Origin of the sequence: Bacteroides sp. 14(A) (assembly GCF_000526555.1) — a bacterium.
GTDB lineage: Bacteria > Bacteroidota > Bacteroidia > Bacteroidales > Bacteroidaceae > Bacteroides > Bacteroides cellulosilyticus.
Window position 1 is genome coordinate 581,447 of the sequence record NZ_JAGH01000001.1, and the last position, 25,248, is coordinate 606,694.

At 43.2% G+C, this 25,248-nt stretch carries 18 protein-coding genes and 1 pseudogene; 13 read left to right on the plus strand and 6 right to left on the minus strand.

Features of this window, described 5'->3' with window-relative positions; all coding sequences use genetic code 11:
- Positions 1-7 precede the first annotated feature (7 nt).
- From K429_RS0102020 to K429_RS0102025, 3 genes and pseudogenes are all read left to right on the plus strand, one after another.
- A complete protein-coding gene (locus K429_RS0102020; RefSeq protein WP_022209207.1) occupies positions 8-1,465 on the plus strand; it encodes an Ig domain-containing protein in 1,458 nt (485 codons plus the stop codon).
- 149 nt (positions 1,466-1,614) lie between these two features.
- Positions 1,615-2,331: pseudogene (locus K429_RS31250) on the plus strand (metallophosphoesterase); the annotation flags it as partial.
- A 60-nt stretch (positions 2,332-2,391) separates the two neighbouring features.
- Complete coding sequence (locus K429_RS0102025; RefSeq protein ID WP_369796070.1) at positions 2,392-5,742, plus strand: glycoside hydrolase family 2 TIM barrel-domain containing protein; 3,351 nt, start codon at positions 2,392-2,394, stop codon at positions 5,740-5,742.
- A 68-nt stretch (positions 5,743-5,810) separates the two neighbouring features.
- Here the strand turns inward: K429_RS0102025 and K429_RS28360 are convergent, their stop codons facing one another.
- Positions 5,811-5,951 carry a hypothetical protein gene (locus K429_RS28360; protein ID WP_174518101.1) on the minus strand — a complete coding sequence of 47 codons (141 nt, stop codon included), beginning with the start codon at positions 5,949-5,951 and terminating at the stop codon, positions 5,811-5,813.
- A 284-nt stretch (positions 5,952-6,235) separates the two neighbouring features.
- On the opposite strand from K429_RS28360, the gene mnmA reads away from it, so the two are divergent.
- The 7 genes from mnmA to K429_RS0102065 all read left to right on the plus strand — a co-directional run bounded on the left by mnmA (position 6,236) and on the right by K429_RS0102065 (position 13,179).
- Positions 6,236-7,315: a tRNA 2-thiouridine(34) synthase MnmA gene (mnmA, locus tag K429_RS0102035; RefSeq protein ID WP_007210506.1), complete on the plus strand. Its 1,080-nt coding sequence runs from the start codon at positions 6,236-6,238 to the stop codon at positions 7,313-7,315.
- Positions 7,316-7,331: 16 nt separating this feature from the next.
- A complete protein-coding gene (locus K429_RS0102040) occupies positions 7,332-8,702 on the plus strand; it encodes a S8 family serine peptidase (protein ID WP_025725873.1) in 1,371 nt (456 codons plus the stop codon).
- Between the two features lie 68 nt (positions 8,703-8,770).
- Positions 8,771-10,009 (plus strand): exodeoxyribonuclease VII large subunit, encoded by a 1,239-nt coding sequence (gene xseA / locus K429_RS0102045; protein WP_025725874.1) that lies wholly within the window; start codon positions 8,771-8,773, stop codon positions 10,007-10,009.
- A 9-nt stretch (positions 10,010-10,018) separates the two neighbouring features.
- Complete coding sequence (xseB, locus tag K429_RS0102050) at positions 10,019-10,234, plus strand: exodeoxyribonuclease VII small subunit (protein WP_007210509.1); 216 nt, start codon at positions 10,019-10,021, stop codon at positions 10,232-10,234.
- Positions 10,235-10,286: 52 nt separating this feature from the next.
- The gene (locus tag K429_RS0102055; RefSeq protein WP_007210510.1) at positions 10,287-11,306 is read left to right on the plus strand and encodes a branched-chain amino acid aminotransferase; all 1,020 of its coding nucleotides are present in this window, start codon (positions 10,287-10,289) and stop codon (positions 11,304-11,306) included.
- A 3-nt stretch (positions 11,307-11,309) separates the two neighbouring features.
- Positions 11,310-12,068, plus strand: a complete 759-nt coding sequence (trmB, locus tag K429_RS0102060) for a tRNA (guanosine(46)-N7)-methyltransferase TrmB (protein ID WP_007210511.1) — start codon at positions 11,310-11,312, stop codon at positions 12,066-12,068.
- Between the two features lie 10 nt (positions 12,069-12,078).
- Complete coding sequence (locus K429_RS0102065) at positions 12,079-13,179, plus strand: Mrp/NBP35 family ATP-binding protein (RefSeq protein WP_025725875.1); 1,101 nt, start codon at positions 12,079-12,081, stop codon at positions 13,177-13,179.
- Between the two features lie 104 nt (positions 13,180-13,283).
- Here K429_RS0102065 and K429_RS0102070 read toward each other — a convergent pair whose 3' ends face one another.
- The 3 genes from K429_RS0102070 to K429_RS0102080 form a co-directional block, all read right to left on the minus strand.
- Positions 13,284-15,311, minus strand: coding sequence for a M56 family metallopeptidase (locus K429_RS0102070; RefSeq protein WP_025725876.1), 2,028 nt, complete (start codon positions 15,309-15,311; stop codon positions 13,284-13,286).
- A gap of 104 nt (positions 15,312-15,415) precedes the next feature.
- Positions 15,416-15,778 carry a BlaI/MecI/CopY family transcriptional regulator gene (locus K429_RS0102075; RefSeq protein ID WP_025725877.1) on the minus strand — a complete coding sequence of 121 codons (363 nt, stop codon included), beginning with the start codon at positions 15,776-15,778 and terminating at the stop codon, positions 15,416-15,418.
- An 88-nt stretch (positions 15,779-15,866) separates the two neighbouring features.
- A complete protein-coding gene (locus K429_RS0102080; RefSeq protein WP_025725878.1) occupies positions 15,867-17,768 on the minus strand; it encodes a TlpA disulfide reductase family protein in 1,902 nt (633 codons plus the stop codon).
- A gap of 130 nt (positions 17,769-17,898) precedes the next feature.
- Between K429_RS0102080 and K429_RS0102085 the strand changes: the two genes are divergently transcribed.
- The 3 genes from K429_RS0102085 to K429_RS0102095 are packed head-to-tail and all read left to right on the plus strand — an operon-like array spanning position 17,899 to position 22,790.
- Positions 17,899-18,963: an SGNH/GDSL hydrolase family protein gene (locus K429_RS0102085; RefSeq protein WP_025725879.1), complete on the plus strand. Its 1,065-nt coding sequence runs from the start codon at positions 17,899-17,901 to the stop codon at positions 18,961-18,963.
- A 21-nt stretch (positions 18,964-18,984) separates the two neighbouring features.
- Positions 18,985-21,276, plus strand: a complete 2,292-nt coding sequence (locus K429_RS0102090; protein WP_025725880.1) for a GH92 family glycosyl hydrolase — start codon at positions 18,985-18,987, stop codon at positions 21,274-21,276.
- Entirely contained in the window at positions 21,276-22,790 is a 1,515-nt protein-coding gene (locus tag K429_RS0102095; RefSeq protein WP_025725881.1) for a beta-N-acetylhexosaminidase, read from the plus strand. The genes K429_RS0102090 and K429_RS0102095 overlap by 1 nt, the downstream gene beginning before the upstream one ends.
- 16 nt (positions 22,791-22,806) lie before the next feature.
- Here K429_RS0102095 and K429_RS0102100 read toward each other — a convergent pair whose 3' ends face one another.
- Positions 22,807-24,039 carry an ABC transporter permease gene (locus K429_RS0102100; protein WP_025725882.1) on the minus strand — a complete coding sequence of 411 codons (1,233 nt, stop codon included), beginning with the start codon at positions 24,037-24,039 and terminating at the stop codon, positions 22,807-22,809.
- Positions 24,039-25,217, minus strand: a complete 1,179-nt coding sequence (locus tag K429_RS0102105) for an ABC transporter permease (RefSeq protein ID WP_007210521.1) — start codon at positions 25,215-25,217, stop codon at positions 24,039-24,041. Before K429_RS0102105 ends, K429_RS0102100 begins: the two co-directional genes overlap by 1 nt.
- Positions 25,218-25,248 lie beyond the last annotated feature (31 nt).

Here is a 25,248-nt window from a genome sequence, read left to right on the forward strand (position 1 = left end):
TATGTTTATGAAAAAGTTAAAGATGTTATTTGGTTTATTATTAGGAACGATGATATTGACATCATGTTCTTCTGATTTATTGAATACTAACGTTGATGGCCCTATGACCAGAAGTCTTCTTTCTACTGACGATTTTGGTCAAACAATGATTTTGGGAGCTCATAAGTGCAATGATGTTGTTAAGCTACAGGATGCTGTTGATTATGGAATAAGCAATTTTGAAGTGGATATTCATGTTTCCAGAGAGAGTGGTATTCCTGTTTTGATGATTGGGCATGAATTGGAAACTTCAACAGGCCAAACTTTTGAGGAATATATGGATGATCTCCTTGTGATGAAACCTGATTTTAATTTTTTATGGCTTGATTTTAAGGATTTGAGTACGGATGAGAATGAAGCGATTATTCGTGAAACCTTGTATCGCTTAGACAGCAAATATAATATAAAGCATCGTGTTTTGGTTGAAAGTCGTTATATTACGCATCTGACCTCATTTGCAAATGATGGATGGCATGTAAGTTTTTACTCAACCTGGAGCAGTTTGGTAGGAAAAACCGAACAAGAGCAAAAGGAAATTTGTGATGGTTGGCTGAAATCTATGCAGGATAATAATGTTGATGGAATAAGTTTTGATTCTGACGTTTATCAGGCTATGAAAACGAATTTTGAGAATGCGCAAGTTAATAACAGGCCCGTAAGACAATATTCGTGGAATTATAGAATCTATTATAATGAACCGGACATTTATGAAAAAATAAAGAAATACAGTCATTTGACCGTTCTCATAATAGGTTTTCCTAATGAAGAAATTCCGAAATTAATCATGGATGTACAATTTGCAGATAAGGGGATAGCTACTAATATGAATGAAGAAATATCTTCTTTGCCCGTTGTAGAAGGAACGACGAATGCCATAGAAACACGTTGGAATAGTTCGTATGAGAAATATGAAGCCGTTTTTGATGGAAGTAATTTCTTCTATATTCCTTATAGTAAAGAAGATGCTATTGGTAAGGCTATGAAAGGGATGTTTTCTATGGAAATCCTATTTTCTCCTGATGGAGGAGTAAACCCATTCTCCTCAATGGAAAGCGGTGGATTGGGGTATGAAATTACCAGCGGTAGCCAACTGGCGTTTTATTATAGGGCAAATAATAAGTGGGTATTGCCAAATAATAATTTTCAGACTCCCATTCAATTAGGAAAAGATATTTATTACCATGCTGTTGTTACATACGATAAAACAACTTTTAGGATGTATATTAATGGTGCTAAAGTGAAAGAAGTCAAGGTCTCCGGAACATTTAATTTCCCAAAGAAAGACCAAGCACCTGATTATCTGTTAGGAATTGGTGGCGATTATCGTGATACGGCTACTCCTTCAATACAAAATCCTTTCATTGGAAAGATTGTATACGCTAAATTGTATAAAGGAGTATTGAGTAACTTAGATATAACCAATTGAATCAATAGGTTTTAGATAATGAGATTATAAATGCAGGAATTTCCTGATTGTATTCTCATACTGAACAAGTAGAAGAATCTGTAAGCATTCAAGTTTATGTATACAGATTCTTCGTTTTGTTTATAACTATAAAATGAATTACCATGAAAATGTTTATCAGACTATTTACATGCTTGTTCTTTCTGGGAGGCAGTGCATTAGCGCAGGATATTTCTCCTATCCTTAAATTTGGACTATTTGCCGATACGCAGTATGCAGATTGCACCTCGGAAAATGCACGATTTTATAGGCAGGCATTGCAGAAGCTGGATACTTGCATCAATTATTTCAATCAGCAGAATGTTCAGTTTACTATTAATCTGGGGGATATTATTGACAGAAAGAACAGTGATTTAAAAAAGATAATGTCCTCTCTCGTTCATCTTAATAATGAGATTTATCATATTACGGGTAACCATGATTATAAAGAAGTGACAGATAATTCTGTTCTCTATCGACAGTTGAGTATGCCTTCCGAATATTATTCGTTCAAGAAGCAAAATTGGGTTTTCATCATGTTGAACACCAATGAAGTGTCAGCTTATGCTAATGTAACGGGAACTGAAAAAGAACAGGAATTGGCTGAGATGCTGGAGCAAATAAAACAAACTGGAGGAAAACAAGCCTACAGATGGAATGGAGGAATCAGCAGAAAGCAGATGAAATGGCTGGATGACTTGTTGGGAAAATGTGAAAGAAATCATAACAATGTACTGATCTTTACACATCATCCACTTTATCCGCAGAGTGAATTTACTGCTTTAAACAATATGGAAATTTTGAATACGATTTCGAAATATCCATGTGTAAAAGCTGTATTCTCAGGACATCATCATGCCGGGGCATTTGGATATTACAAAGGAATCCCGATGATTACCCAGGAAGGCATGATAGAGACGGAAACGCAAAATGCATACTCCACAGTAGAAATTACTCGAGATTCTATTCTTGTGAAAGGACGTGGAAGAGTGCCTTCGCGTTCATTCAAGTACTCGCATCTGCCTTATTGGAAAGATATTCAGACGACTTCTGTAAATACGGAAGATCCCCGAACTTCTTTTATGACGTATGCCAACCGTGCGCAGGCTATGACCGGGCGGTATGAAGAAAGCCCGTATTATAAACTTTTGAATGGTATTTGGAAATTCTATTATGTGGATTCCTATAAGAAGCTTCCGGCTGATATTGTGGATACTACGGCTGCTGCGGTCGGATGGAAGAGTATCAAGGTGCCTGGAAATTGGGAGATACAGGGGTATGGAACCGCCATCTATACTAATCAGTGTTATGAGTTTCAATCAAGTAATCCGCAGCCACCTCAATTGCCGGAAGAAAATCCGGTGGGTGTTTATCGTAAGGAGTTCACTCTGCCAACCGATTGGGAAGGGCGTGACGTTTATTTGCATATTGCAGGTGCTAAGTCGGGATGCTATGTGTATATAAACGGGTATGAGGTAGGGTATAGCGAGGACTCAAAGAATCCGGCGGAATATCTGATTAATAGATATCTGAAATCAGGCGAAAATACACTTGTATTGAAAATATTTCGTTGGAGTACCGGTTCTTATCTGGAGTGTCAGGACTTTTGGCGTATGAGCGGGATTGAGCGTGACGTGTTTCTTTATTCGCAGCCCAAAGCTTCCATAAAAGATTTCCGCATAACTTCTACTTTAGATGACAGTTACAGGAATGGGATTTTCCGTTTGGCCCTTGATTTAAAGAATCATAAGGATACTAATGCCAATCTGACTATTGGATATGAATTGATTGGCCACTCAGGCAGAGTGGTTGCTACCGGAGAAAAGAATGTGTCCATGAAATCGAAAGGTATGGTCACGGTGACTTTTGAGCGACAATTGCCGGATGTGGAAACTTGGACCTCAGAAGTTCCGAATCTGTATAAGTTGATGATGATTGTCAGGGAGAATGGTAAAACAAGCGAGGTGGTGCCATTTAATGTGGGGTTCCGTCGTATTGAAATCAAGGAAATAGAACAAAAGTCTGCTAATGGGAAGAATTACACGGTTTTGTTAATTAATGGACAACCGTTGAAATTGAAAGGTGTGAATGTTCATGAGCATGATCCGGAAACCGGGCATTATCTTACCGAAGAGTTGATGCGTAAAGATTTTGAGTTGATGAGGCGTGCCAATATCAATACAGTCCGTTTGTGCCATTATCCACAAGACCGGCGTTTTTACGAATTGTGTGATGAATATGGTTTTTATGTTTATGACGAAGCCAATATCGAAAGTCACGGCATGCGCTATGATTTACGAAAAGGTGGTACATTGGGGAATAACCCCGAATGGTTGAAACCTCACATGTATCGTACGATTAATATGTTCGAACGTAATAAGAACTATCCTTCTTTAACGTTCTGGTCATTGGGAAATGAAGGCGGGAACGGCTATAATTTTTATCAGACCTATTTGTGGATGAAGCAGGCGGACAAGGATATTATGGATCGTCCGGTGAATTATGAACGTGCTCAGTGGGAGTGGAACTCAGACCTGTACGTTCCGCAATATCCAAGTGCAGGCTGGTTGGAAAACATCGGAAAGAATGGAAGTGACCGTCCGGTAGTTCCATCCGAATATGCACATGCTATGGGCAATTCTACCGGTAGTCTTTGGGATCAGTGGAAAGCTATTTATAAGTATCCCAATCTGCAAGGTGGATATATTTGGGATTGGGTGGACCAGGGGATTCTAACCCAAGATGAAAAAGGACGTTCATTCTGGGCTTATGGAGGAGATTTTGGGAAAAACATGCCGAGCGATGGTAACTTTTGTTGTAATGGCATTGTCAACCCTGACCGCACTCCTCACCCGGCTTATAGCGAAGTGAAATATGTGCATCAGAATATAGCTGTTGAGGCTATAGATCTGGCCCGTGGTGAATTCATCGTCAAGAATCGATTTTATTTTACGAATCTGAAGAAATATGTGATTCATTATAAGGTGAAAGAAAATGCGAAAACGATTCGTAGCGGCAAAGTATGTTTGGATATTGCACCTCAGGATAGTAAATTACTGAACGTGAATGTGAGTGGATTGAAACCAAAAGTGGGTACTGAATATTTTGTAGAATTCAGTGTGACGACTACTCAGCAGGAAGCGTTAATTCCTGTAGGTTATGAAATAGCTAAAGAACAAATTCGTTTACCAATAGAGTCATTGGCGCGTATTTACAAAGTTGATGGGCCGGCGTTAAGTTGTAGTGTAGAAGACGAATTGTTGAAAGTAGCATCGTCAAAAGTCAATTTTGTATTTAACAAGAAAGAAGGACTGGTTACTTCCTATAGAATGAACGGCACTGAATATTTTACGGATAATTTTGGTTTTCAACCCAACTTTTGGCGTGCACCCAATGACAATGATTATGGAAGTCAGTCGCCTAAACGATTACAAACGTGGAAACAGGCCAGCAAAGACTTCAAGGTTGCAGATGCGAATGTAAAAATGGATGGTAAAGATGCCGTACTGACTGTTGACTATTTATTACCTGTCGGGAACAGATATATTGTCACTTATCGTATCTATCCTTCCGGTGTAATAAAGGCTGATTATACTTTTACCCCTGTGGAACAGAAAACCAATCGGACAGGAGATGCAGAGGTAGAAATAGATCCTTTTACTTTAGGTAGTGAGGATATTCAGAAAAGAAGATCGGAACTTGTGGTACCACGTATTGGAATGCGTTTCCGTCTGTTCGTGGATATGAACTTAATTACCTATTTCGGGCGTGGTCCGGAAGAGAATTACATAGATCGCAATGCCGGGGTAACTGTAGATTTATTCCAAAATACTGCCGAGCAGATGTATTTTCCGTATGTACGGCCACAGGAGAATGGGTACCGTACCGATACCCGCTGGCTTACTCTGAAAGAAAAGAATGGTAAAGGGCTGACAATTTATGCTGACCATACAATGGGCTTTACCGCATTGCGCAATTCAATAGAGGACTTTGACGGTGAAGAGGCCATTCTGCGAGATTATCAATGGCTCAACCGCAACGAAGAAGAATTGAAACATGACACTATAGCAGCTAAAAATGTGAGACCGCGCCAGACTCATATTAATGATATAACGCCTGAGAATTTTGTGGAAGTCTGCATTGATATGAAACAAATGGGAGTAGGCGGGTATGACAGTTGGGGAGCTATCCCCGATTCACAATATCTTATTCCTGCTAACCAAGAGTATCGGTGGGGAGTGACTATTGTGCCGATGTAATCTTTAGTTTGCCATAAGTTATTAATGCTTATGGCAAACTCATTTTGTTTAAAGTCTATGTATATATCTTATATAATTCCTTCCTCTTTCAATCCTTTTTCTTCTTCCAGAATTTCGGGTGTCAACAGTTCTTTGGGAAGATAATAGCTCAATGGTATGCGATAGCAGTCTATTTTCTTGAGACGTTTGAGCAAGTTGCGGTCTGCCATGAAATAGACTTTAGATACGCTGACTTCTAAGCTGTGAACTTATTACTATTCTTATTTTTGCTTACTACGGAGAATTTACGAGTTGTACAACTCATGCGACTCCAGTTGTATAACTTATGCTGCTCCAGTTATACAACTCGTAAGTTTTTCGTAGCTGCAAAGGTACGGAAAGGTAGGGAGAAACAAAGAGAATGATGTGAAGTCATGTGAAAAAGGTATGCCTTTTCTGTTTCTTCTCCCCGAAATCATCTATTTTTGTAAGCTAATAGAATGAATATCTAAAAATGAACAGTCCTGATAAGCGAGTATTGGTGGGTATGAGCGGCGGTATAGACAGTACTGCCACTTGCCTGATGTTGAAAGAACAGGGGTATGAGATAGTCGGATTGACCATGTGGGTGTGGGGAGACGAACCTGTGGAAGCTCGGCAACTTGCCGGCAGTATGGGTATCGAACACCATGTGGCTGATGAACGTGAGGCTTTTCGCAAAGTAATTGTGCAGAACTTTATTGATGAATATTGTCAGGGGCGGACTCCAAATCCTTGCGTGATGTGTAATCCTACCTTTAAATTCCGCATACTAACAGAGTGGGCAGACAAACTAGGTTGCGCATTTATCTCTACCGGGCATTATAGCCGTCTGGAAGAAAAGAATGGAAAGATATATATAGTGGCCGGAGATGACGATAAGAAAGATCAGTCTTATTTCCTCTGGCGACTGGGACAGGATGTGCTGAGGCGTTGTATTTTTCCGCTGGGCACCTATACGAAGTTGCAAGTGAGGGAATATCTGCGTGAGAAAGGTTATCAACTGAAGGCGGAAGAGGGAGAGAGCATGGAGGTTTGTTTCATCAAAGGTGATTATCGGGACTTTCTGCGCGAACATTCTCCTGAAATAGATAGTGCAATTGGTCCTGGATGGTTCGTCAGTTCCGAAGGAGTGAAGTTGGGAGAGCATAAAGGTTTTCCTTATTATACCATTGGACAACGGAAAGGGCTGGAAATAGCTTTAGGGAAACCGGCTTATGTGTTGAAGATAAATCCGCAGAAAAATACGGTGATGCTGGGTGATGCCGAACAATTGCGGACAGAATATATGTTAACCGAACAGGATAATCTTATTGATGAGCAGGAATTCTTTTCGGCTTCCGATTTGACGGTACGCATCCGTTACCGAAGCAAGCCGATTCCCTGTACGGTGAAAAGGCTGGAAGATGGGCGGTTGTTTGTACATTTCCTGTCAGAGGCATCGGCTATTGCGCCCGGTCAGTCGGCTGTATTCTATATTGGAAGGCGGGTAGTAGGTGGTTCTTTCATTGCTTCCCAACGGGGTATCGGGCTGGTTATTTCAGAAAATGAATAAGTAATAAAATAATAGAATGAGAAAATTAATATCCTTTTTAGCCATTGCCCTGCTTGCAACAGGGGCATCGGCGCAACAAGATACATTGAAGTATCGCATTAGTTTAAAAGATAAAGCTGCTACAGAATATTCTTTAAAAAAACCGGAGAAATACTTGTCGGCAAAAGCGATTGAGCGCCGCCGGAAGCAGAACCTTCCGATTGATTCTACAGATCTCCCGGTATGCCGTAAATATATAGATGAAATCCGCAAACAGGGAGTGAAGATTGTGGTAACGGGAAAATGGGATAATTTTGTAACGGTGTCCTGCAACGATACGACTCTGATTGATCGTATTGCGGCACTGCCTTTTGTGCTTTCAACAGAGAAAGTCTGGATTTCTCCCGGTGCCGGCAAACCATCGATGGCGACGGAACGTGATTCTGTGTTGAACCAACCGACGATACATCCGGATAGCATTTATGGGCGTGCTATCACTCAGATTCAGATGAGCAACGGTGACAAATTACACGAAGCGGGCTTCAAAGGGCAGGGTATGACAATTGCGGTTATTGATGCCGGATTCCATAATGTCGATAAGATTACTGCTATGCAGAATATCCGTATTCTCGGTACAAAGGATTTTGTAAACCAGCAGGCTGATATCTTTGCAGAAAGCAGCCATGGGATGAGTGTACTGTCCTGTATAGGTATGAACCGACCTGATATAATGACGGGGACGGCTCCCGAAGCTTCTTTTTGGTTGCTTCGCAGTGAGGATGAATATTCGGAACATCTGGTAGAACAGGATTATTGGTCGGCTGCGGTTGAATTTGCCGATAGCGTGGGAGTGGATGTAATCAATACATCTTTGGGATACTACACTTTTGATGATAAATCGAAGAATTATAAATATCGCGATCTGGATGGACGTCATGCATTGATGTCACGCCAGGCTTCCCATATTGCAGATAAAGGAATGATACTGGTGTGCAGTGCCGGCAACTCCGGTGCAGGTTCCTGGAAAAAGATCACTCCTCCGGGAGATGCTGATAATGTGTTGACGGTAGGAGCGATTGACAAGAGAGCTGTGCTGGCTACTTTTTCTTCCGTAGGTAATACGGCAGATCATCGTGTGAAGCCGGATGTGGTTGCGGTAGGAGTTGGATCGGATGTGATCCGTACGGATGGTAACCAGGGACGGGCTAACGGTACTTCTTTTTCTTCGCCTATCATGTGCGGTATGGTAACATGTTTGTGGCAGGCTTGCCCGACGTTGACGGCAAAAGAAGTGATTGAGTTGGTGCGCCGATCCGGTGACCGTGCCGGTTTCCCGGATAATATCTACGGATATGGAGTACCTGATATGTGGAAGGCATATAATGATTATAAATCAAATAATAAATAACTGATTACAAGCTGTTACTCGTAGTTCGTCACTTGTAGATGGTAGCTTGTCACTCGTAGCTGAACAATATGGAAGCATTATCTTTACTGGAACTTAATGCCTTGGTGCGCCGCAGTCTTGAACAATGCCTGCCTGATGAATATTGGGTACAGGCAGAGCTGAGTGATGTGCGAACGAACAGTACCGGGCATTGCTATCTGGAATTTATTCAGAAAGACCCCCGTAGCAATGGTCTGGTTGCAAAGGCGCGGGGTACTATCTGGTCGAATGTCTATCGGCTGCTGAAACCTTATTTCGAAGAAGCAACAGGGCAGGCTTTTGTTTCCGGTATTAAGGTGCTGGTTCAGGTTACTGTCAGCTTTCACGAGCTTTATGGCTATAGTCTGACCGTACAGGATATCGATCCTACTTATACGTTAGGAGATATGGCACGTCGTCGTCGGGAAATACTGAAGCAACTGGAAGAAGAAGGTGTCTTGACGCTGAATAAAGAGTTGGAAATGCCAACTTTGCCGCAACGCATTGCTGTGATATCCTCTCCAACAGCCGCAGGCTATGGTGATTTTTGCCATCAGTTAAAGAATAATCCCAGAAACTTTTTCTTTTATACAGAATTGTTTCCCGCTCTGATGCAAGGCGATAGGGTAGAAGAATCTGTATTAGCAGCTTTGGATCTAATCTTAAGTCGTCAGAATGATTTTGATGCCGTAGTCATCATCCGTGGCGGTGGAGCAACTTCCGATCTTTCCGGTTTTGATACGTATTTGCTTGCTGCCGCTTGTGCCCAATTTCCGTTGCCTATAATTACCGGAATAGGGCATGAAAGAGATGATACGGTACTCGATTCTGTGGCGCACACCCGTGTGAAAACCCCGACTGCTGCTGCAGAGTATCTTATAAATTGCATGGATCTTGCTGCTGATGAACTGGAAGTGCTTATCACCCAATTGCACGACAGCGTGATTTCCCGTTTGACGGAGGAACATCGAAGGCTGGCCTTGTATAGAAACCGTATTCCTTCTGCTGTTGTCCGTCGCGTATCTGATGCCAAGCTTGCATTGCTTACCGCCCGGAAGGATATCTCACAGGCTGTTACAACCTCTCTCGCGCGCCAGCAGCATCGCCTGGATTTGTTGCGGCAGCGTCTTGTAGATGCTTCGCCAGAGAAAATGCTTGCCCGTGGCTATAGCATTACTTTGAAAGATGGAAAAGTAGTGAAAGATGCCACCCTCTTGAATGAAAAAGATGAAATACTCACCCGTTTTTACCGGGGTGAAGTGACCTCCGTCGTAAATCATAAATCATAAAATATTCCTATGTCTACTTCAAAGAAAAAAGAAACCTATTCCCAAGCCATGGAACGCTTGGAGAAGATTGTCCGTCAAATAGACAATAATGAATTGGAAATTGATGCGCTTGCCGAAAAAATAAAGGAAGCGAATGAGATTATTGCGTTTTGCAGCGATAAATTGACCAAAGCTGACAAGGAAATCGAAAAATTACTGTCGGAGAAGCGGGAAAGTGAAGAATAAAGACTAAATTTGTTGCAGAATGTACGTAATGAGATTACTAATACTTTGAGATATGAAAGAAATAGATTGGTCTAATCTGTCATTCGGATACATGAAGACAGATTACAATGTGAGAATTAATTTCCGCGAAGGTGAGTGGGGAAAACTTGAAATCAGCAGTAGCGAACTTATTAATCTGCACATGGCAGCTACCTGTCTGCATTATGGACAGGAAGCGTTTGAAGGCTTAAAGGCATTCCGTGGCAAAGATGGTAAGGTGCGTATTTTCCGTTTGGAAGAGAATGCTGCCCGCTTGCAGTCTACGTGTCGTGGTATCATGATGGCAGAATTGCCGACAGAACGTTTCAAAGAAGCTGTGCTGACAGCGGTGAAAATGAACGAACGCTTTATACCGCCTTACGAGAGCGGTGCTTCCCTTTATATCCGTCCGTTGCTGATTGGAACCGGGGCACAGGTGGGGGTGCGTCCTTCCAATGAATATATGTTCCTGATATTTGTTACTCCGGTAGGTCCGTACTTTAAAGGCGGTTTTGCAGCTACTCCTTATGTCATTACACGTAAGTATGACCGTGCTGCTCCGCTTGGAACTGGTATTTATAAAATCGGTGGTAACTATGCAGCTAGCTTGCGTGCCAGCCACGAAGCACATGCGGCAGGGTATTCCGCAGAGTTCTATCTGGATGCAAAGGAGAAGAAGTACATCGACGAGTGCGGCGCTGCCAACTTCTTCGGAATAAAAGATAATACTTATATTACTCCTCTGTCTACTTCCATTCTGCCATCCATTACCAATAAGAGCTTGATGCAGTTGGCCGAAGATATGGGCATGAAGGTGGAACGTCGTCCGGTGGCTGAAGAAGAACTTACTACGTTCGAGGAAGCCGGTGCATGTGGTACGGCTGCGGTGATTAGCCCGATTGAGCGCATAGATGATCCTGAAAACGGACATTCTTATGTAATAGCCAAGGACGGCAAACCGGGACCTGTCTGCACGAAGTTGTACAACAAATTGCGTGGTATTCAATATGGTGACGAACCTGACACGCATGGCTGGGTAACCATTGTGGAATAACGCATGAGTAAAGGTAAGTTAGCGAAGTTTGCCGATATGGCAAGTTATCCGCATGTGTTCGAATATCCTTATTCAGCAGTAGATAACGTGCCCTTTGAGATGAAAGGAAAATGGAACGAGTCATTCTTCGGGAATGACCGTCCCATTGTTTTGGAATTAGGTTGCGGACGTGGTGAATATACCGTCGGGCTGGGACGATTGTTTCCTGATAAGAATTTTATCGGAGTGGATATTAAAGGTTCCCGTATGTGGTCCGGTGCTACGGAGTCATTACAGGCAGGCATGAAGAATGTTGCCTTTTTGCGTACGAACATTGAAATAATCGACCGCTTTTTCTCGGAAAATGAAGTGAGTGAAATCTGGTTGACGTTCTCTGATCCGCAAATGAAGAAAGCTACCAAGCGCCTTACTTCCACTTATTTCATGGAACGTTATCGTAAATTCCTAAAACCGGATGGTATTGTTCATCTCAAGACAGATAGTAACTTTATGTTCACTTATACCCGTTGTATGATCGAGGAAAATCATCTTCCGATGGATGTGCTGACAGAAGATCTGTATCACTCCGGCATGGCTGATGAAATTCTCAGCATCAAAACCTATTACGAGCAACAGTGGTTGGACCGTGGATTGAACATCAAGTATATCAAGTTCCATCTGCCGAAGGAAGGCGAACTGCACGAACCCGATGTGGAAATAGAGTTAGATGAGTATCGCAGTTATAACCGCAGTAAGCGGAGTGGGCTGCAAACTTCAAAATAAAAAAAGAGTAATGACACTTTATCCTAAACTAATTTTAGATGCACTGGCCACAGTGCGATATCCCGGTACCGGAAAGAATCTGGTTGAGGCGGAAATGATTGCCGATAATTTACGTATTGACGGGATGAAAGTTAGTTTCTCACTGATATTTGAGAAACCGACCGATCCTTTCATGAAATCTGTAATAAAGGCAGCGGAGGCGGCTATTCATACGTATGTATCTGATGAGGTAGAAATAACCATTACTACGGAAAGCAAACAGACAGCACGTCCCGAACCAGGCAAATTATTGCCTCAAGTAAAGAATATTATCGGTGTTTCTTCCGGTAAGGGTGGCGTAGGTAAATCAACGGTAGCTGCTAACCTCGCAGTATCTTTGGCGAAGTTGGGTTACAAAGTTGGTTTGTTGGATGCCGATATTTTCGGACCATCCATGCCGAAGATGTTTCAGGTGGAGGATGCGCGTCCTTATGCTGAACACGTAGACGGTCGTGACCTGATTGTACCGGTTGAGAAGTATGGTATCAAATTGCTTTCTATTGGTTTCTTCGTTGATCCTGATCAGGCTACGTTGTGGCGTGGCGGCATGGCAAGCAATGCCTTGAAACAGCTGATAGGGGATGCGAATTGGGGAGGGCTTGACTATTTCTTAATCGACCTTCCTCCCGGAACGAGTGATATTCACCTGACAGTGGTTCAGACATTGGCACTGACAGGAGCTATCGTAGTCAGTACACCGCAGGCTGTGGCATTGGCAGATGCCCGCAAAGGTATCAACATGTTTATCAATGATAAGGTGAATGTGCCTATTCTCGGTTTGGTAGAGAATATGGCCTGGTTTACACCTGCCGAACTTCCGGAGAATAAATACTATATCTTTGGAAAGGAAGGTGCCAAGAAGCTGGCGGAAGAAATGAATGTGCCTTTGTTGGGGCAAATTCCTATTGTACAAAGCATTTGCGAAAGTGGTGATAAGGGTACTCCGGTAGCGCTTGACGAGAATACCGTGACCGGACGCGCTTTCCTGCAATTAGCGGCAAGCGTGGTTCGCCAGGTAGATAAGCGGAATGTGGAGATGGCACCGACAGAAGTAGTGAAGATGCATAAATAAATGGTTATCTGCATCCTACTCTTGATTGTGCTGTTAAAAATCAGGAGTAGGACATTGCAGATAATCTTTATGTGAGAGAGAATTAATGTTGAAAGGAAGTTGTTTTATTGTAATCTGAATACGATAGGGAATGTATATTTTACGTTGACCGGCATTCCTCTTTGTGTACCAGGTTTCCATTTAGGCATACTTGCGGTGACGCGAATTGCTTCTGTATCCAATAAGGGGTCTACGGGCTGGGTAACTTTGGGATTGGTTACATTACCGTTCTTATCAATGATGACTTGCATTGTGACTCGTCCTTGGATTCCTGCTTTTTGTGCCTCTACCGGATATTTGATATTCTTAGACAGATATTGCATCAGCCCTCCCATACCACCGGGAAATTCAGGCATATTTTCAACCACTTCAAAAACCGGGTCTTCCTCTGCAGGGACTTGTTTGGGAACATATCCCACGACAACGGTTTCATCAATTTTAGGTACAGGCTTATACTCCTCTTTTTGACCATTATCCGATAAGCGGAACATGACAGGAACTGTATATTTCACCCGTACAGCTTTTCCTTTTTGCATACCCGGTTTCCAATTTGGCATTGTGCTGATAACGCGTACCGCTTCACCATCCAATTCCGGGTCTACTCCACGGATAATTCCTATGTTGGAGATGCTTCCGTCTGCATTTACAACAAATTGTACAGTAACGCGTCCTTGCGTACCATTTTTCTGTGCATTTACCGGATATCTGATGTTTTTCGATAAAAATTGCATCAGACCTGACATGCCGCCATCCGGAAATTCAGGCATTTGTTCCACTACTTCAAATACAGGATTATCAGGATCATCGGCTGGTGGATTTAGCCATTCCCTATCCATGACAATCTTCATGTTGGAGTTGTTTTCTTTGTTGACAGTGACGGGTACTCCCATCATTTTTCCATCTTTTTTCCAAATTACTATCATTTTAGCATTTTCGAATGCTTTGAAAGAAAAATTACCGTTCTTTCCCGTGATATACGATTGACCTTGTGGTAGTTTGTGGTCTTCATCAATGAAAAACTCAGCGCCTTCCACTGCTTTTCCGTCTTTATCCACTACTACTCCTTTGTAGTTCACAAGTTTGTCTTTGTCCTGTTGCGGTGCCGGTGTTTCCAGCGGTGCCGTTTCAGTAGCAACTTCCATCTCCGGCGTCGTTGCATTTGACGCCAGATTCTCTTCCATAGCTTCTATGACATCTTTCGCCATCTCCTTCGTGGTACGGGCCACGGCTTCAATGTTGCTGATTATCATAAGTAAGGCTGCCAAGGGGAGGAACATAAGATACTTAGTTCTCCCTATTTCTCGGGTTCTCTTTTTATTCATCATTTTGATGCGTTTTTTTAAAGGTAATACATTAAAACTGTTATAGATAGTTGCTGCAGCCTTATGGTGTGATAATCCTAACAGATGAAACTGATAGGATTTAGAGTCATGCCCGGTTTCCAGTACACGGTTGTCCGCCAGATACTCCAGATTGGTGCGAATTTCCCGTTTCATGAGCCAGGCAAAAGGATTGAACCAGCAAAATGTACATACAATCTCACTGACAAGAACATCAATGGAATGCCATTGGTTGGCATGAGTCTGTTCGTGAGTTAATATTTCGCTTAGTTCATCTTCTGTATGTGAAGCCGGATGGATAAAAATCCAGTGGAAGAAGGAAAAAGGCCCGCCTGCTTGTCTGAGCAAATGTACATGGGTATTTCCTATCTTTGCTTTCCGGCAATGGAAAGCCAGCCGGATAATGCCAGCCAACTGTATGAGGAAGCGGATCGCTAATACGATTACCATTCCCCAATAAGCAAAACCGGCCGTTTGGAGCAGGAGAGTTTTCCAGTCGGAAGTTGCCTGTTCCGGTGTTATCGTAAATTCCGGTAAAACGATGTCGGCATATAAATCAGCCATGGCTACCATAGGCTCCTGTTCCGTAATCCATGTCTGTATATTCAGCAGCGGATAAACGGCAGAAATGGCAAAGAAACAGAGCAAAGCAGCCCTGCGCCACGTGAAGAACGTGTCTTTATAGAAAAATAGCCGGTAGAACGCATAAAATAGCGCAATAGCTACGTTGATTTTTAGAAAATAGGCCAACATCTTTTGATTTATGATTTATAATTTATGATTTATGCGCTTCTTGATTTATGAAATATCCCCCTTACTCCAGATGTTATAAGTCAGAAATCAAAAAACATAAGTCTTCACTCTTTTCCTTTATCAATCATATCGATTATTTCTTTCAGGTCATTGGCTGAAATTTTCTGCTCTTTGGCAAAGAAAGAAACCATTTCCTTATAAGAATTTTCAAAGTAGTTACGCACGAAGCCGCTCATGAAGGTACGCTTGTATTCGCTTTCACGAATGGCGGGTGTGTATTGATATGTATTCCCTACCCGTGCGGCTGTAACATACTGTTTGCGTTCCAAGTTCTTGACGATGGAAGCTATCGTAGTGTAGGGAGGTGCCGGTTGGGGATATTTGGCAACAATGTCTTTTACGAAGCAACTGCCCAGTTCCCAAATGTAGATCATTGCTTCTTCTTCTTGTATCGTTAATTTTTCCATGGAATAAAAGTTTTTAGATGAATTCACTACAAATCTACGAAAGTTTCGTAATAATACAATGAACAGTGAGTTAATTAATCTAAATGCCTTATTGGTCAGTTACTTTCAGAAGCTCCTCTTTCATCGTTTTAACACCGGGGAAACCTACTTGTCTGTATTTTATATTTCCTTCGCGGTCAATAATAAGATAGGTGGGAACACCTGAAACATTGAAACTCTTGCCTAAGAAATTCCATTGGGCGGCTGTCACACGGTAATGTTCACCATGAATATCAGGAATCATATTTTCCCATGTCTTCAACGGAGATGTCTCACCGGTGATATACAAATACACAATATCCTTATCTTTTAATTCTTCCTTCATTGGAATCATTTCTTTGTTAGCCATGCGGCATGGACCGCACCAGGTAGCCCAGAAATCAACCAATAACACTTTACCACTGAACTTACTGATGATGGAAGCAAAGAGGTCTTCATCGCTGACTTCACCAGCTTCATTTACTGTGAATCCCGTCTTTTTCTTATTGGCTTCAATCTTTGCCAGGAGTTCATCATTGGCCACAGTCAGCATTTCACGATAAGCGGAAGGGAAAGTATTGATTGTGCTAATTTGCTCTTCAGTCAGCGGAGTGAAATTCTTGATGCTTTGATAAAGAGGAATAACCCGGACGATGTCAAAGAAGATGCCGTTGTCTGTTCCCCAAGTTTTGGCAAGGTCATCACTTTTCTGATAGTAACCGATTACGATATTTGAGTAATTGCTGGACAGGATGGCTTGCAGATCGTTCAGTATTGCAAAGTTAGCATTTGGAATATAATCAGCCGGTATTTTCTGTGCCCGTTCCATAAAGTATTTTTGAGCTTCTTCGCGTGTTATCTGATTGGTCTGTATGGCAGCTGATGTCAGTGTATTTGCAGCTAAACGCAATAACCCAATTGTGGACAGCTTATTGTTGATGGTGAGTACTTGACGTGTTGCCAGACTGCATGGGAGTTTATCTATTTCCGTTTGCACTTCAGCAGACAACTCCAGTACTTTTGATTTGTAAGTGTCTATATCCATACCGGCAAATGCCTTCATATCCTTATATACTTTATCTTGTACATTGGTACCGGGCATATCCTGGTTCAATTCTTGTGCAACGGTTGCTAAGGGGCCGTTAATGTATATAATCTCTCCGTAAGGCTTCTCCTCGCTATGGAATTTAGACCGGCGGCGGGAGATCTCACGCAAATTGATATATACTTCAGTCGTTTTTCCCGGCTCCATAAATAGTTGGAGGGGTGAGCTGCCGGACATATATATGGAGACGGGAGTGGTACTTGCCAAGGATATTTCTTTGCTGAAACTACCATCCGGTTGGATATCTACCAGCACTTCCGATATATCGCCTTTGGCACTTTCCCATGATACCAGAGTCATGGTCTTGAACATGCCGGGACGGAAATCCAGTAACTTACCTTTCAAGGTAGCTTTACCATATTCGATGACAGGGTCTGGCAGGGCAGTTTCTTTGTCTGCTTTATGGATAACAGCCTCTTTCGGCAGTACTAACTTCGGCAGATTATTGCCTTTCAACTGGATTCCCCAAATACTGAATCCATTTTCAACGTCGGCACCTTCTGTGAAGTCGATGGATGTAACGGAGGCGGGAAGGGGAGGAAACACCAGCTGAAACTCAGCTTCACCGGATTCCGGCATCCAGAACTCTGCATCCGGCGTGATGCCTATGCCCGAACGTAGTTGGTAAGTCTTTCCGTTATTATCTTGCAAGTAACTTCCCGAAGCAATCTTTATCCAGTTTTTAGGCCGGTATTTGGCAAAAATGTGCAGGACTGTGGCCGTGTCACTGATTTCGACCTGGCTGACTTCAATAGAGGTGGTGCTACTTACGACGAACGGAGGTTGTTCAATCACTTTGTTTTTAGCTTGAATGGTGCAGCACATGCATAGTAGCAGACTGCTAAGGAGAAAATTGAGTTTTTTCATACTATATAGTTTTTATCAAAGTTACGAATCTTTCGTATTTGTAGAACATCTTGCTTGTTAATTGATGTAAAACGAATGAAAAATGTAGTTTTTCAGTGTAACTTTGGGTCATCTTAATATCTATTAAATCATGAGAACCAAAGCTTTAATTTTCGGATTGCTGCTGGCAGCTTCTACTCATGCCCAGCTTCTTTATCACGATGCTTCCGCTTATCCGTTGTTAGGTAAAGCTACGGATGCTACTCTTACCCGTTACGAACGCCTTCCGGCTTCTTTGGAATCTGTTTCCCGCAAACCGCTTTGGGAATTGGGACGCAATAGTGCCGGGCTTGCTTTGCGCTTCCGTTCCAACTCTACATGCATTGGGGCAAAGTGGGAAGTGAGGGATAACAGAAGCATGAACCACATGACTCCTACCGGAATCAAGGGATTGGATTTATATTGCCTGCAAGATGGTAAGTGGGTCTTTGCCGGTAGTGGGCGACCTCAGGGAAAGGTAAATGAGGCTACTATCGTGAAGAATATGGATCCTGAAGAACGGGAATATCTTTTATATCTTTCTTTGTATGACGGGGTCACCTCATTGGCAATCGGTGTGGATAGCCTTTCTACGCTTGACCAGCCTACTGTTGATTTGCCGGTACGTGAGAAGCCCGTTGTTTTTTATGGGACCAGTATTTTGCAGGGTGGTTGTGCTTCCCGTCCCGGAATGGCCCATACAAATATTCTGGAACGTTGGCTCAATCGTGAATGTATCAATTTAGGGTTTAGCGGTAATGCTTTGCTCGATCTGGAGATTGCGGAACTTATAGCTACGGTCGATGCTTCCATGTTTGTGCTTGATTTCCTTCCTAACGCCACAGTGGAACAGATGAAAGAACGGGCGGAGAAATTTTACTCTATCGTTCGCAGCAAACATCCCGATACTCCTATACTTTTTGTAGAAGATCCTATTTTCACTCATTCCCGTTTTGATAAAAGGGTTGCTCGGGAAGTGAAAGCTAAAAATGAAACGATTGCGGCTATTTTCCAGTCAATGAAGAAAACGGGTGAGAAGAATATCTATCTTCTTTCTTCAAAGGATATCATCGGGCACGATGGTGAGGCTACTGTTGATGGTATTCATTTTACAGATCTGGGCTTTATGCGCTATGCGGAAGTATTATATCCGTTAATTAAAAAACATATCCGGTAATTTTTTCTATTTTATTATTCTATGAAACATGGCAGGTCTTGGCTATCGGCTTTATTGATTTCTTTTTCTATTTTGTCATTTGCTCAAAAAGAGCCGGTGGATTATGTCAATACGATTATTGGTGCTTCAACTTCGGCAGAGGCCGGAAAGTCGGGGCATGGATTGGGGAAAACCTTTCCGGGAAGTTGTACTCCTTTCGGACTTGTACAGTTGAGTCCGGATACTAAAACCGGTGGCGATAATGGTCCCGGATATTCGTGGCATCATTTTACTATCGAAGGCTTCAGCTTTACGCATTTAAGCGGTATCGGCTGGTATGGTGATTTCGGAAACTTTCTGGTAATGCCTACCACCGGACCATTACGGACATTCAAGGGAACCGAAAATAAACCGGAGGAAGGTTACCGTTCCAGATATTCTCATGATACGGAGATTACACAGGCCGGATACTATTCGGTATACTTGCAAGATTATCAGGTGAAAGTGGAACTGACATCCGCACCTCGTTCGGGGATTCTGCGTTTCACATATCCGGAGTCGGAAAAGTCACGTATCCAGATCGATCTGGCCCGTAGAATTGGTGGCACATCCGATGAACAGTATGTGGAAAAAGTAGACGAATATACGATTCGGGGATGGATGAAATGCACGCCCGCTTGTGGAGGTTGGGGAAACGGCTCGGGTAAATCTGATTATACCGTTTACTTCTATTGCTGTTTCGATCGCCCATTGACGGAATACGGTGTTTGGAGTGCTTCTATTCCTGAGGGTATTAGCAGAAAGAATGATGCCAATGATAATCCGGCCTATTTCAACTATATTAAGGATGCTCGGATAATACCTGCTCCCGGGAAAGCAAAGGGAAAGCACTTGGGCTTTTATACAGAGTTTCCTACCCGGAAAGACGAACAGGTGCAACTGAAGTGCGGTATATCGTTTGTCAGCATGGAAGGTGCCCAGCGCAATCTGGAACAGGATATTCCGGACTGGAATTTTGAGCGGGTAAAAGAAAATACACGTAATCTGTGGAATCAGGCACTCTCTTCGGTGAAGGTTGAGGGAAGCGAAAGGGATAAGACTATCTTTTACACCTCTTTGTATCATACAATGATCGATCCACGTTGCTTCTCTGATTGTGACGGCCGATATATAGGTGCGGATAAGAAGATTCACCAGATTGGGAATTTTACTTATCGTACTGTATTTAGCGGTTGGGATGTATTCCGTAGCCAGTTTCCATTGCAAACATTGATTAATCCCCGATTGGTGAATGATGAGATAAACTCTTTGATTCAGATTGCGCAATTAAGTGGGAAGGAGTATTACCCGCGTTGGGAAGTAGTGAATGCATATTCCGGCTGTATGTTGGGAAATCCCGCTATCTCGGTGCTGGCGGATGCCTATGAAAAGGGGATCCGGGAGTATGATGTACAGAAAGCCGTTGAATATGCTGCGAATACACAGAAGCAGTTTGGTAATGGAGACCTGGGATATACTCCCGGCAGTCTTTCCCATACGTTGGAGTATGCTTATACGGATTGGTGCTTAGGACAACTCATGAGTTCCTTGGGCAAAAAGAAAGAAGCAGCTGAATATGAAAAGCGTGCCAAAGCTTACCGGAATGTGTGGTGTGACAGCGTGCAGTGGTTTCGTGCCCGCGTGAAGGGTGGAGGCTGGTTGCCTTGGCGAGGTCGTACGGCACAGGATCAGGGTACTACGGAAAGCAATCCTTTCCAGCAAGGTTGGTTTGTCCCTCATGATATTGACGGAATGAAAGCGCTGATGGGAGGACAAAAGAAGTTTGATGCGGAATTGGAAGAGTTCTTTGCCAATGTTCCGGAGGATTTTTTGTGGAATGATTATTATAATCATCCTAATGAACCAAACCATCATGTACCATTCCTTTTCAATTACTCTTCTTGCCCGTGGCTGACACAGAAGTGGACGAGAAAGATTTGTGATAAAGCTTATGGTGACGATGTTCTGGGATTGTGCGGAAACGAAGATGTTGGGCAGATGTCGGCATGGTATGTATTGGCCGCTATGGGCATCCATCCGGTTTGTCCGGGAAATCCCCGTTATGAGATTACCAGCCCTGTTTTCGAAAGCGTAGAGATAAACTTGGATACGCATTTCTACTCCGGTAAGAATTTCAAAATCATAGCGCATAATAACTCGCCTCAGAACATCTATATCCAGTCGGTATCATTGAACGGTAAGAAATTGAACCGTTTGTGGATAACGCATGATGAGATCGTGAAAGGTGGGGTACTGGAATTTGAAATGGGAAATTGTTTTAAAATATATCAATGATGACAACTAAAATTAACCTGTTGGCAGTGAGTCTTTTTCTGCCAGTCTTTATCTCTGCACAAAATGTGATTCCTGAACCGGCACAATATCGCCCGGCAAAAGGAGCGTTCGTACTGTCTATTGCCGAAAATAAGGCACTTGAGACAAATAATGTACTTCCGTCACGAGTGGTACAGCGTATTGCACCGGATTGCACTACGGGGGCTGATGAGGCTTATCGTTTGGAGATAACTCCCGATTCTGTTTTTATTCAATCGGCTACTGTAACCGGAGCATTCCGGGGAGAAGAAACTTTGAAGCAACTTTTGCGTTCCGGGAAAGGCACTACGAGCGCTTGTGTAATCAATGATGCTCCCCGTTATTCGTGGCGGGGTTTTATGCTCGACGAGAGCCGTCATTTCTTTGGCAAGGAGAAAGTCAAGCAATTGCTTGATATAATGGCTTCTCTTCGCCTGAATGTTTTTCATTGGCATCTGACGGATGAACCGGGATGGCGTATTGAAATAAAGAAGTATCCTCTGTTGACAAAGGTTGGATCCAAAGGGAATTATCATGATCCGTCGGCACCTGCTGCTTTCTATACGCAGGAGGATATTAAAGATATTGTTGCTTATGCAGCTGCACGACACATAATGATTGTGCCGGAATTTGATATGCCCGGACATGCCACTGCTGCTTGCCGTGCTTATCCGGAATTGTCTGGTGGGGGTGAAGGACGATGGAAAGATTTTACTTTTCACCCGTGCAAAGAAGAAACGTTTCGTTTCATAAGTGATGTGCTGGATGAACTGATCACTTTGTTTCCCTCTCCTTATATTCATATTGGAGGTGATGAAGTACATTTCGGTAATCAGGAATGGTTTACAGATCCACAAATACAGCAGTTCATCAAAGATAAACAATTAATGAACGAAACCGGATTGGAGCAATATTTTGTACGCCGTGTGGCAGATATTATTGCTGCCAAAGGTAAAACGATGATCGGGTGGGATGAGATTGTGGATGCCGGTGTATCGCCGGATAAAGCAGTAGTGATGTGGTGGCGTCATGATCGTAGGTATCAGTTATTGAAAGCTCTCGAAAGTGGATATCGTGTTATTATGACTCCGCGCCGTCCGATGTATGGCGACTTTGTGCAGTATTCCACACACAATGTTGGGCGTTACTGGGATGGATATAATCCGATAGAAGATGTCTTCTCATTCCCTCGCTCGATAGAACATCTGTTTAAGGGGTACGAAAGCCAGATTATGGGTATGCAGTATTCACTTTGGACAGAACGTGTGGCTGATGTCAAACGATTGGATTTTATGATCTTTCCACGTCTTATTGCACTTGCCGAGGCTGCCTGGACACCTGTCGGACGGAAAGATTATAGTCGTTTTATGCGACGTTTACCTTTCTTCCTGCATTGGCTGGATACCAAAGATATTTATTATTTTGACCCGTTTGCCCCTGAAAGGAGGCCGGAGCCTACTGCTCCGGAGAAAGAAGATGTCCTGCAGAATGGATAATAATCTCCTGAAATTATTATTTATTCTTGTACTCTTTATATTTCTCAATCACATGCTTCCTGCTCTGGATAATCTGCCAACGATATACCCAGCAAGTAGTCAGGAAGTAGAGGCCTGCCTGTATCCATAATGCACGGTATTCAAAGGCTACTTCGTTGAGTGTAGCTCCCATGCTATTGATGCGTACGTAGCCATTGATGCCGAAAGTGGACGGGAAGATATAAGAGAAGTATCTCCAGAAATCCGGCATAGCGGCTCCCGGCCAGGAAACACCTGAAAGGAACAATAAGGGTACGGATGTGAAGACGAATATTAACATGCAGGTTTCACGGTTGCGTATGGCAATAGAAGCTGTCATGGCAAAGAAAATACATGCTGCCAGATAAGGCAACATAAAGAGGGTCAGTACACCCGGTTGAGCTATCTGGATGAGACTAAACAGGCGTGGCACTACACAGAGCACATATACGGATACAAGTGCATACACCATGAAATAACTTAAGCCTTTACCCAGTACGATACGTAATGTGCCGTTGTAGTGGCGGTTGATAGGAACCAAATCTTTGAAACGATTCTGTTCGCGGGCTGTTCCGGCAGAAAGTCCGATACCCAGCAGTAAGGTTTGCTGAATAATCAGTATCAATACCGCAGGTATCAGGAAAGCCGCAAAACCGTTTGCGGGGTTGAATAAGGTAACATCTTCATATTTTATCGGATAGGCGGTAATCTCATCCTGGCGGTTGGTGGTATTGCCGGCACGTTGCATTTTGATATCTGCATTCATATCCAGTGACACGCTGGTATTGGTGTTCAGCAGAGATTTATAATAAAGCAATCCGCTCATATCGCAATACAGACTGACCTGTGTTTGCTTTCCCCGTGCAATATCTTCACTGAATTCAGCAGGTATATAGATGATGCCATAAGCCAGACGATCTTTCAGCATCAGTTTGGCTTCTTCCATGTCAGCGCAATAAGATACAATCTTCACTTCCGGACTGGAGTCCACTTTGCGCAGGTATTCGCGGCTTAACGAACTGCGTGAGTTATCCACTACCACAGCAGGTACTTCCCGTATGGTTTCATTGGTATAAATGAAAGCATAAATCAGTGGATACACCAACGGGACAAGCACAAAGAAGATGAGCACACCCTGATCGCGAAAGGTCGTGCGGAATTCCCGTATCCAGATATAGAATAGGTCGTGGATACCTTGTACTACTTTCTGTTTGAACGTCAGATGTTTCATTAGGGCACGTATTTATAATAAATCAACGCTTCTTTGAGCCGGTGTACGACAAAGAAAGGAAGCATCATAAAAATAAGTAACGCCACATAGTTTATCCATGAATAAATCATCGGATAACCGTTCAGGGCCTGATCTACATAGATCAGGAAATAGTGACGCAGCGGGAACAGATTGGCTAATCCTTGCAGAACCGGATGCATGGCCATAGCTGGGAATGATAGTCCGCACATAGAGAATGAAAGCACCCCCCATAAGGATGCAAAACTCAGTCCCAGACGCAGGGTAGGCAATGTACCTATCATCAGTACACCCATCCCTTGCGAAGCCAGTACAAGGCAGAGGGTGGCAAGAAGCATCGGCATGATGCCACTGTTGCAGGGGAAGTGCAGGAAGCCATATAAATATACGTTATATAATATCCCCATCAGGAAGAAAATAGCCGTATGCGGCAATAGCTTTCCGGCAAGGGAGATGTAGATGGAATTATTTCCCATGCGCAGCCATTCGCGTGCGGTACGGTCTTTTATTTCCACACCGATGGAGTAAACCGTTATCATAAATATAAGCAGCATCAATACACCTGGTGCAAATGTGTTACACAAGTATACGGAGTAATTCAGCCACGGATTGTTCAGCGGATGTGTATCGATGACGATGGGCTGCAGGAATGCCATAGCCTGGTCTTCCGTAGCACCTTTAGCATACAAACTGGTGCGTGCGGCGGCTCCCGATGCCAACTCGCTCATCATCTTCATATCTTTGTAGAGCAGAGAACCAGCGATAAGCAACGTATTGTTGGTATAGAACGATACGGTAGGCTGTCGTTGAGATTGCGCCTTGGCGGTGGTACCTTTCGGAATGTAGTAGAATCCGTAGATTTCTCCTTTCTGCATGGCGGCACGTGCTTCGTTGATAGTAGGATAATGGGCTACGATGGCGGTCTGCTCAAATGCATCCAGGTTTCGCATCAATTGGCGCGAAGTGGATGTCATATCCTGATCCACTACCCCTACAGGCATATTGACCGGTAACCCCGAATCCATCAGTGTTGTGAAGAACACGTAGCAGAACAACGGCGCTATCACCATGCAGAACAGGTACAGCGGACGGGAAACGAGCCGTCGGCCTTCCCGTTTCATGACGTTCCACAAAGCTATATATTTCTTATCTCGTGCCATTCCTTTACTTATCACTAATCACTAACCGTTA

Bases quoted from the DNA above. Each gene is read 5' to 3' on its own strand.
- K429_RS0102020 (WP_022209207.1), top strand. From the start codon at position 8: ATGAAAAAGTTAAAGATGTTATTTGGTTTATTATTAGGAACGATGATA.
- K429_RS0102025 (WP_369796070.1), top strand. From the start codon at position 2,392: ATGATAGAGACGGAAACGCAAAATGCATACTCCACAGTAGAAATTACT.
- K429_RS28360 (WP_174518101.1), bottom strand. From the start codon at position 5,951: ATGGCAGACCGCAACTTGCTCAAACGTCTCAAGAAAATAGACTGCTAT.
- mnmA (WP_007210506.1), top strand. From the start codon at position 6,236: ATGAACAGTCCTGATAAGCGAGTATTGGTGGGTATGAGCGGCGGTATA.
- K429_RS0102040 (WP_025725873.1), top strand. From the start codon at position 7,332: ATGAGAAAATTAATATCCTTTTTAGCCATTGCCCTGCTTGCAACAGGG.
- xseA (WP_025725874.1), top strand. From the start codon at position 8,771: ATGGAAGCATTATCTTTACTGGAACTTAATGCCTTGGTGCGCCGCAGT.
- xseB (WP_007210509.1), top strand. From the start codon at position 10,019: ATGTCTACTTCAAAGAAAAAAGAAACCTATTCCCAAGCCATGGAACGC.
- K429_RS0102055 (WP_007210510.1), top strand. From the start codon at position 10,287: ATGAAAGAAATAGATTGGTCTAATCTGTCATTCGGATACATGAAGACA.
- trmB (WP_007210511.1), top strand. From the start codon at position 11,310: ATGAGTAAAGGTAAGTTAGCGAAGTTTGCCGATATGGCAAGTTATCCG.
- K429_RS0102065 (WP_025725875.1), top strand. From the start codon at position 12,079: ATGACACTTTATCCTAAACTAATTTTAGATGCACTGGCCACAGTGCGA.
- K429_RS0102070 (WP_025725876.1), bottom strand. From the start codon at position 15,311: ATGTTGGCCTATTTTCTAAAAATCAACGTAGCTATTGCGCTATTTTAT.
- K429_RS0102075 (WP_025725877.1), bottom strand. From the start codon at position 15,778: ATGGAAAAATTAACGATACAAGAAGAAGAAGCAATGATCTACATTTGG.
- K429_RS0102080 (WP_025725878.1), bottom strand. From the start codon at position 17,768: ATGAAAAAACTCAATTTTCTCCTTAGCAGTCTGCTACTATGCATGTGC.
- K429_RS0102085 (WP_025725879.1), top strand. From the start codon at position 17,899: ATGAGAACCAAAGCTTTAATTTTCGGATTGCTGCTGGCAGCTTCTACT.
- K429_RS0102090 (WP_025725880.1), top strand. From the start codon at position 18,985: ATGAAACATGGCAGGTCTTGGCTATCGGCTTTATTGATTTCTTTTTCT.
- K429_RS0102095 (WP_025725881.1), top strand. From the start codon at position 21,276: ATGACAACTAAAATTAACCTGTTGGCAGTGAGTCTTTTTCTGCCAGTC.
- K429_RS0102100 (WP_025725882.1), bottom strand. From the start codon at position 24,039: ATGAAACATCTGACGTTCAAACAGAAAGTAGTACAAGGTATCCACGAC.
- K429_RS0102105 (WP_007210521.1), bottom strand. From the start codon at position 25,217: ATGGCACGAGATAAGAAATATATAGCTTTGTGGAACGTCATGAAACGG.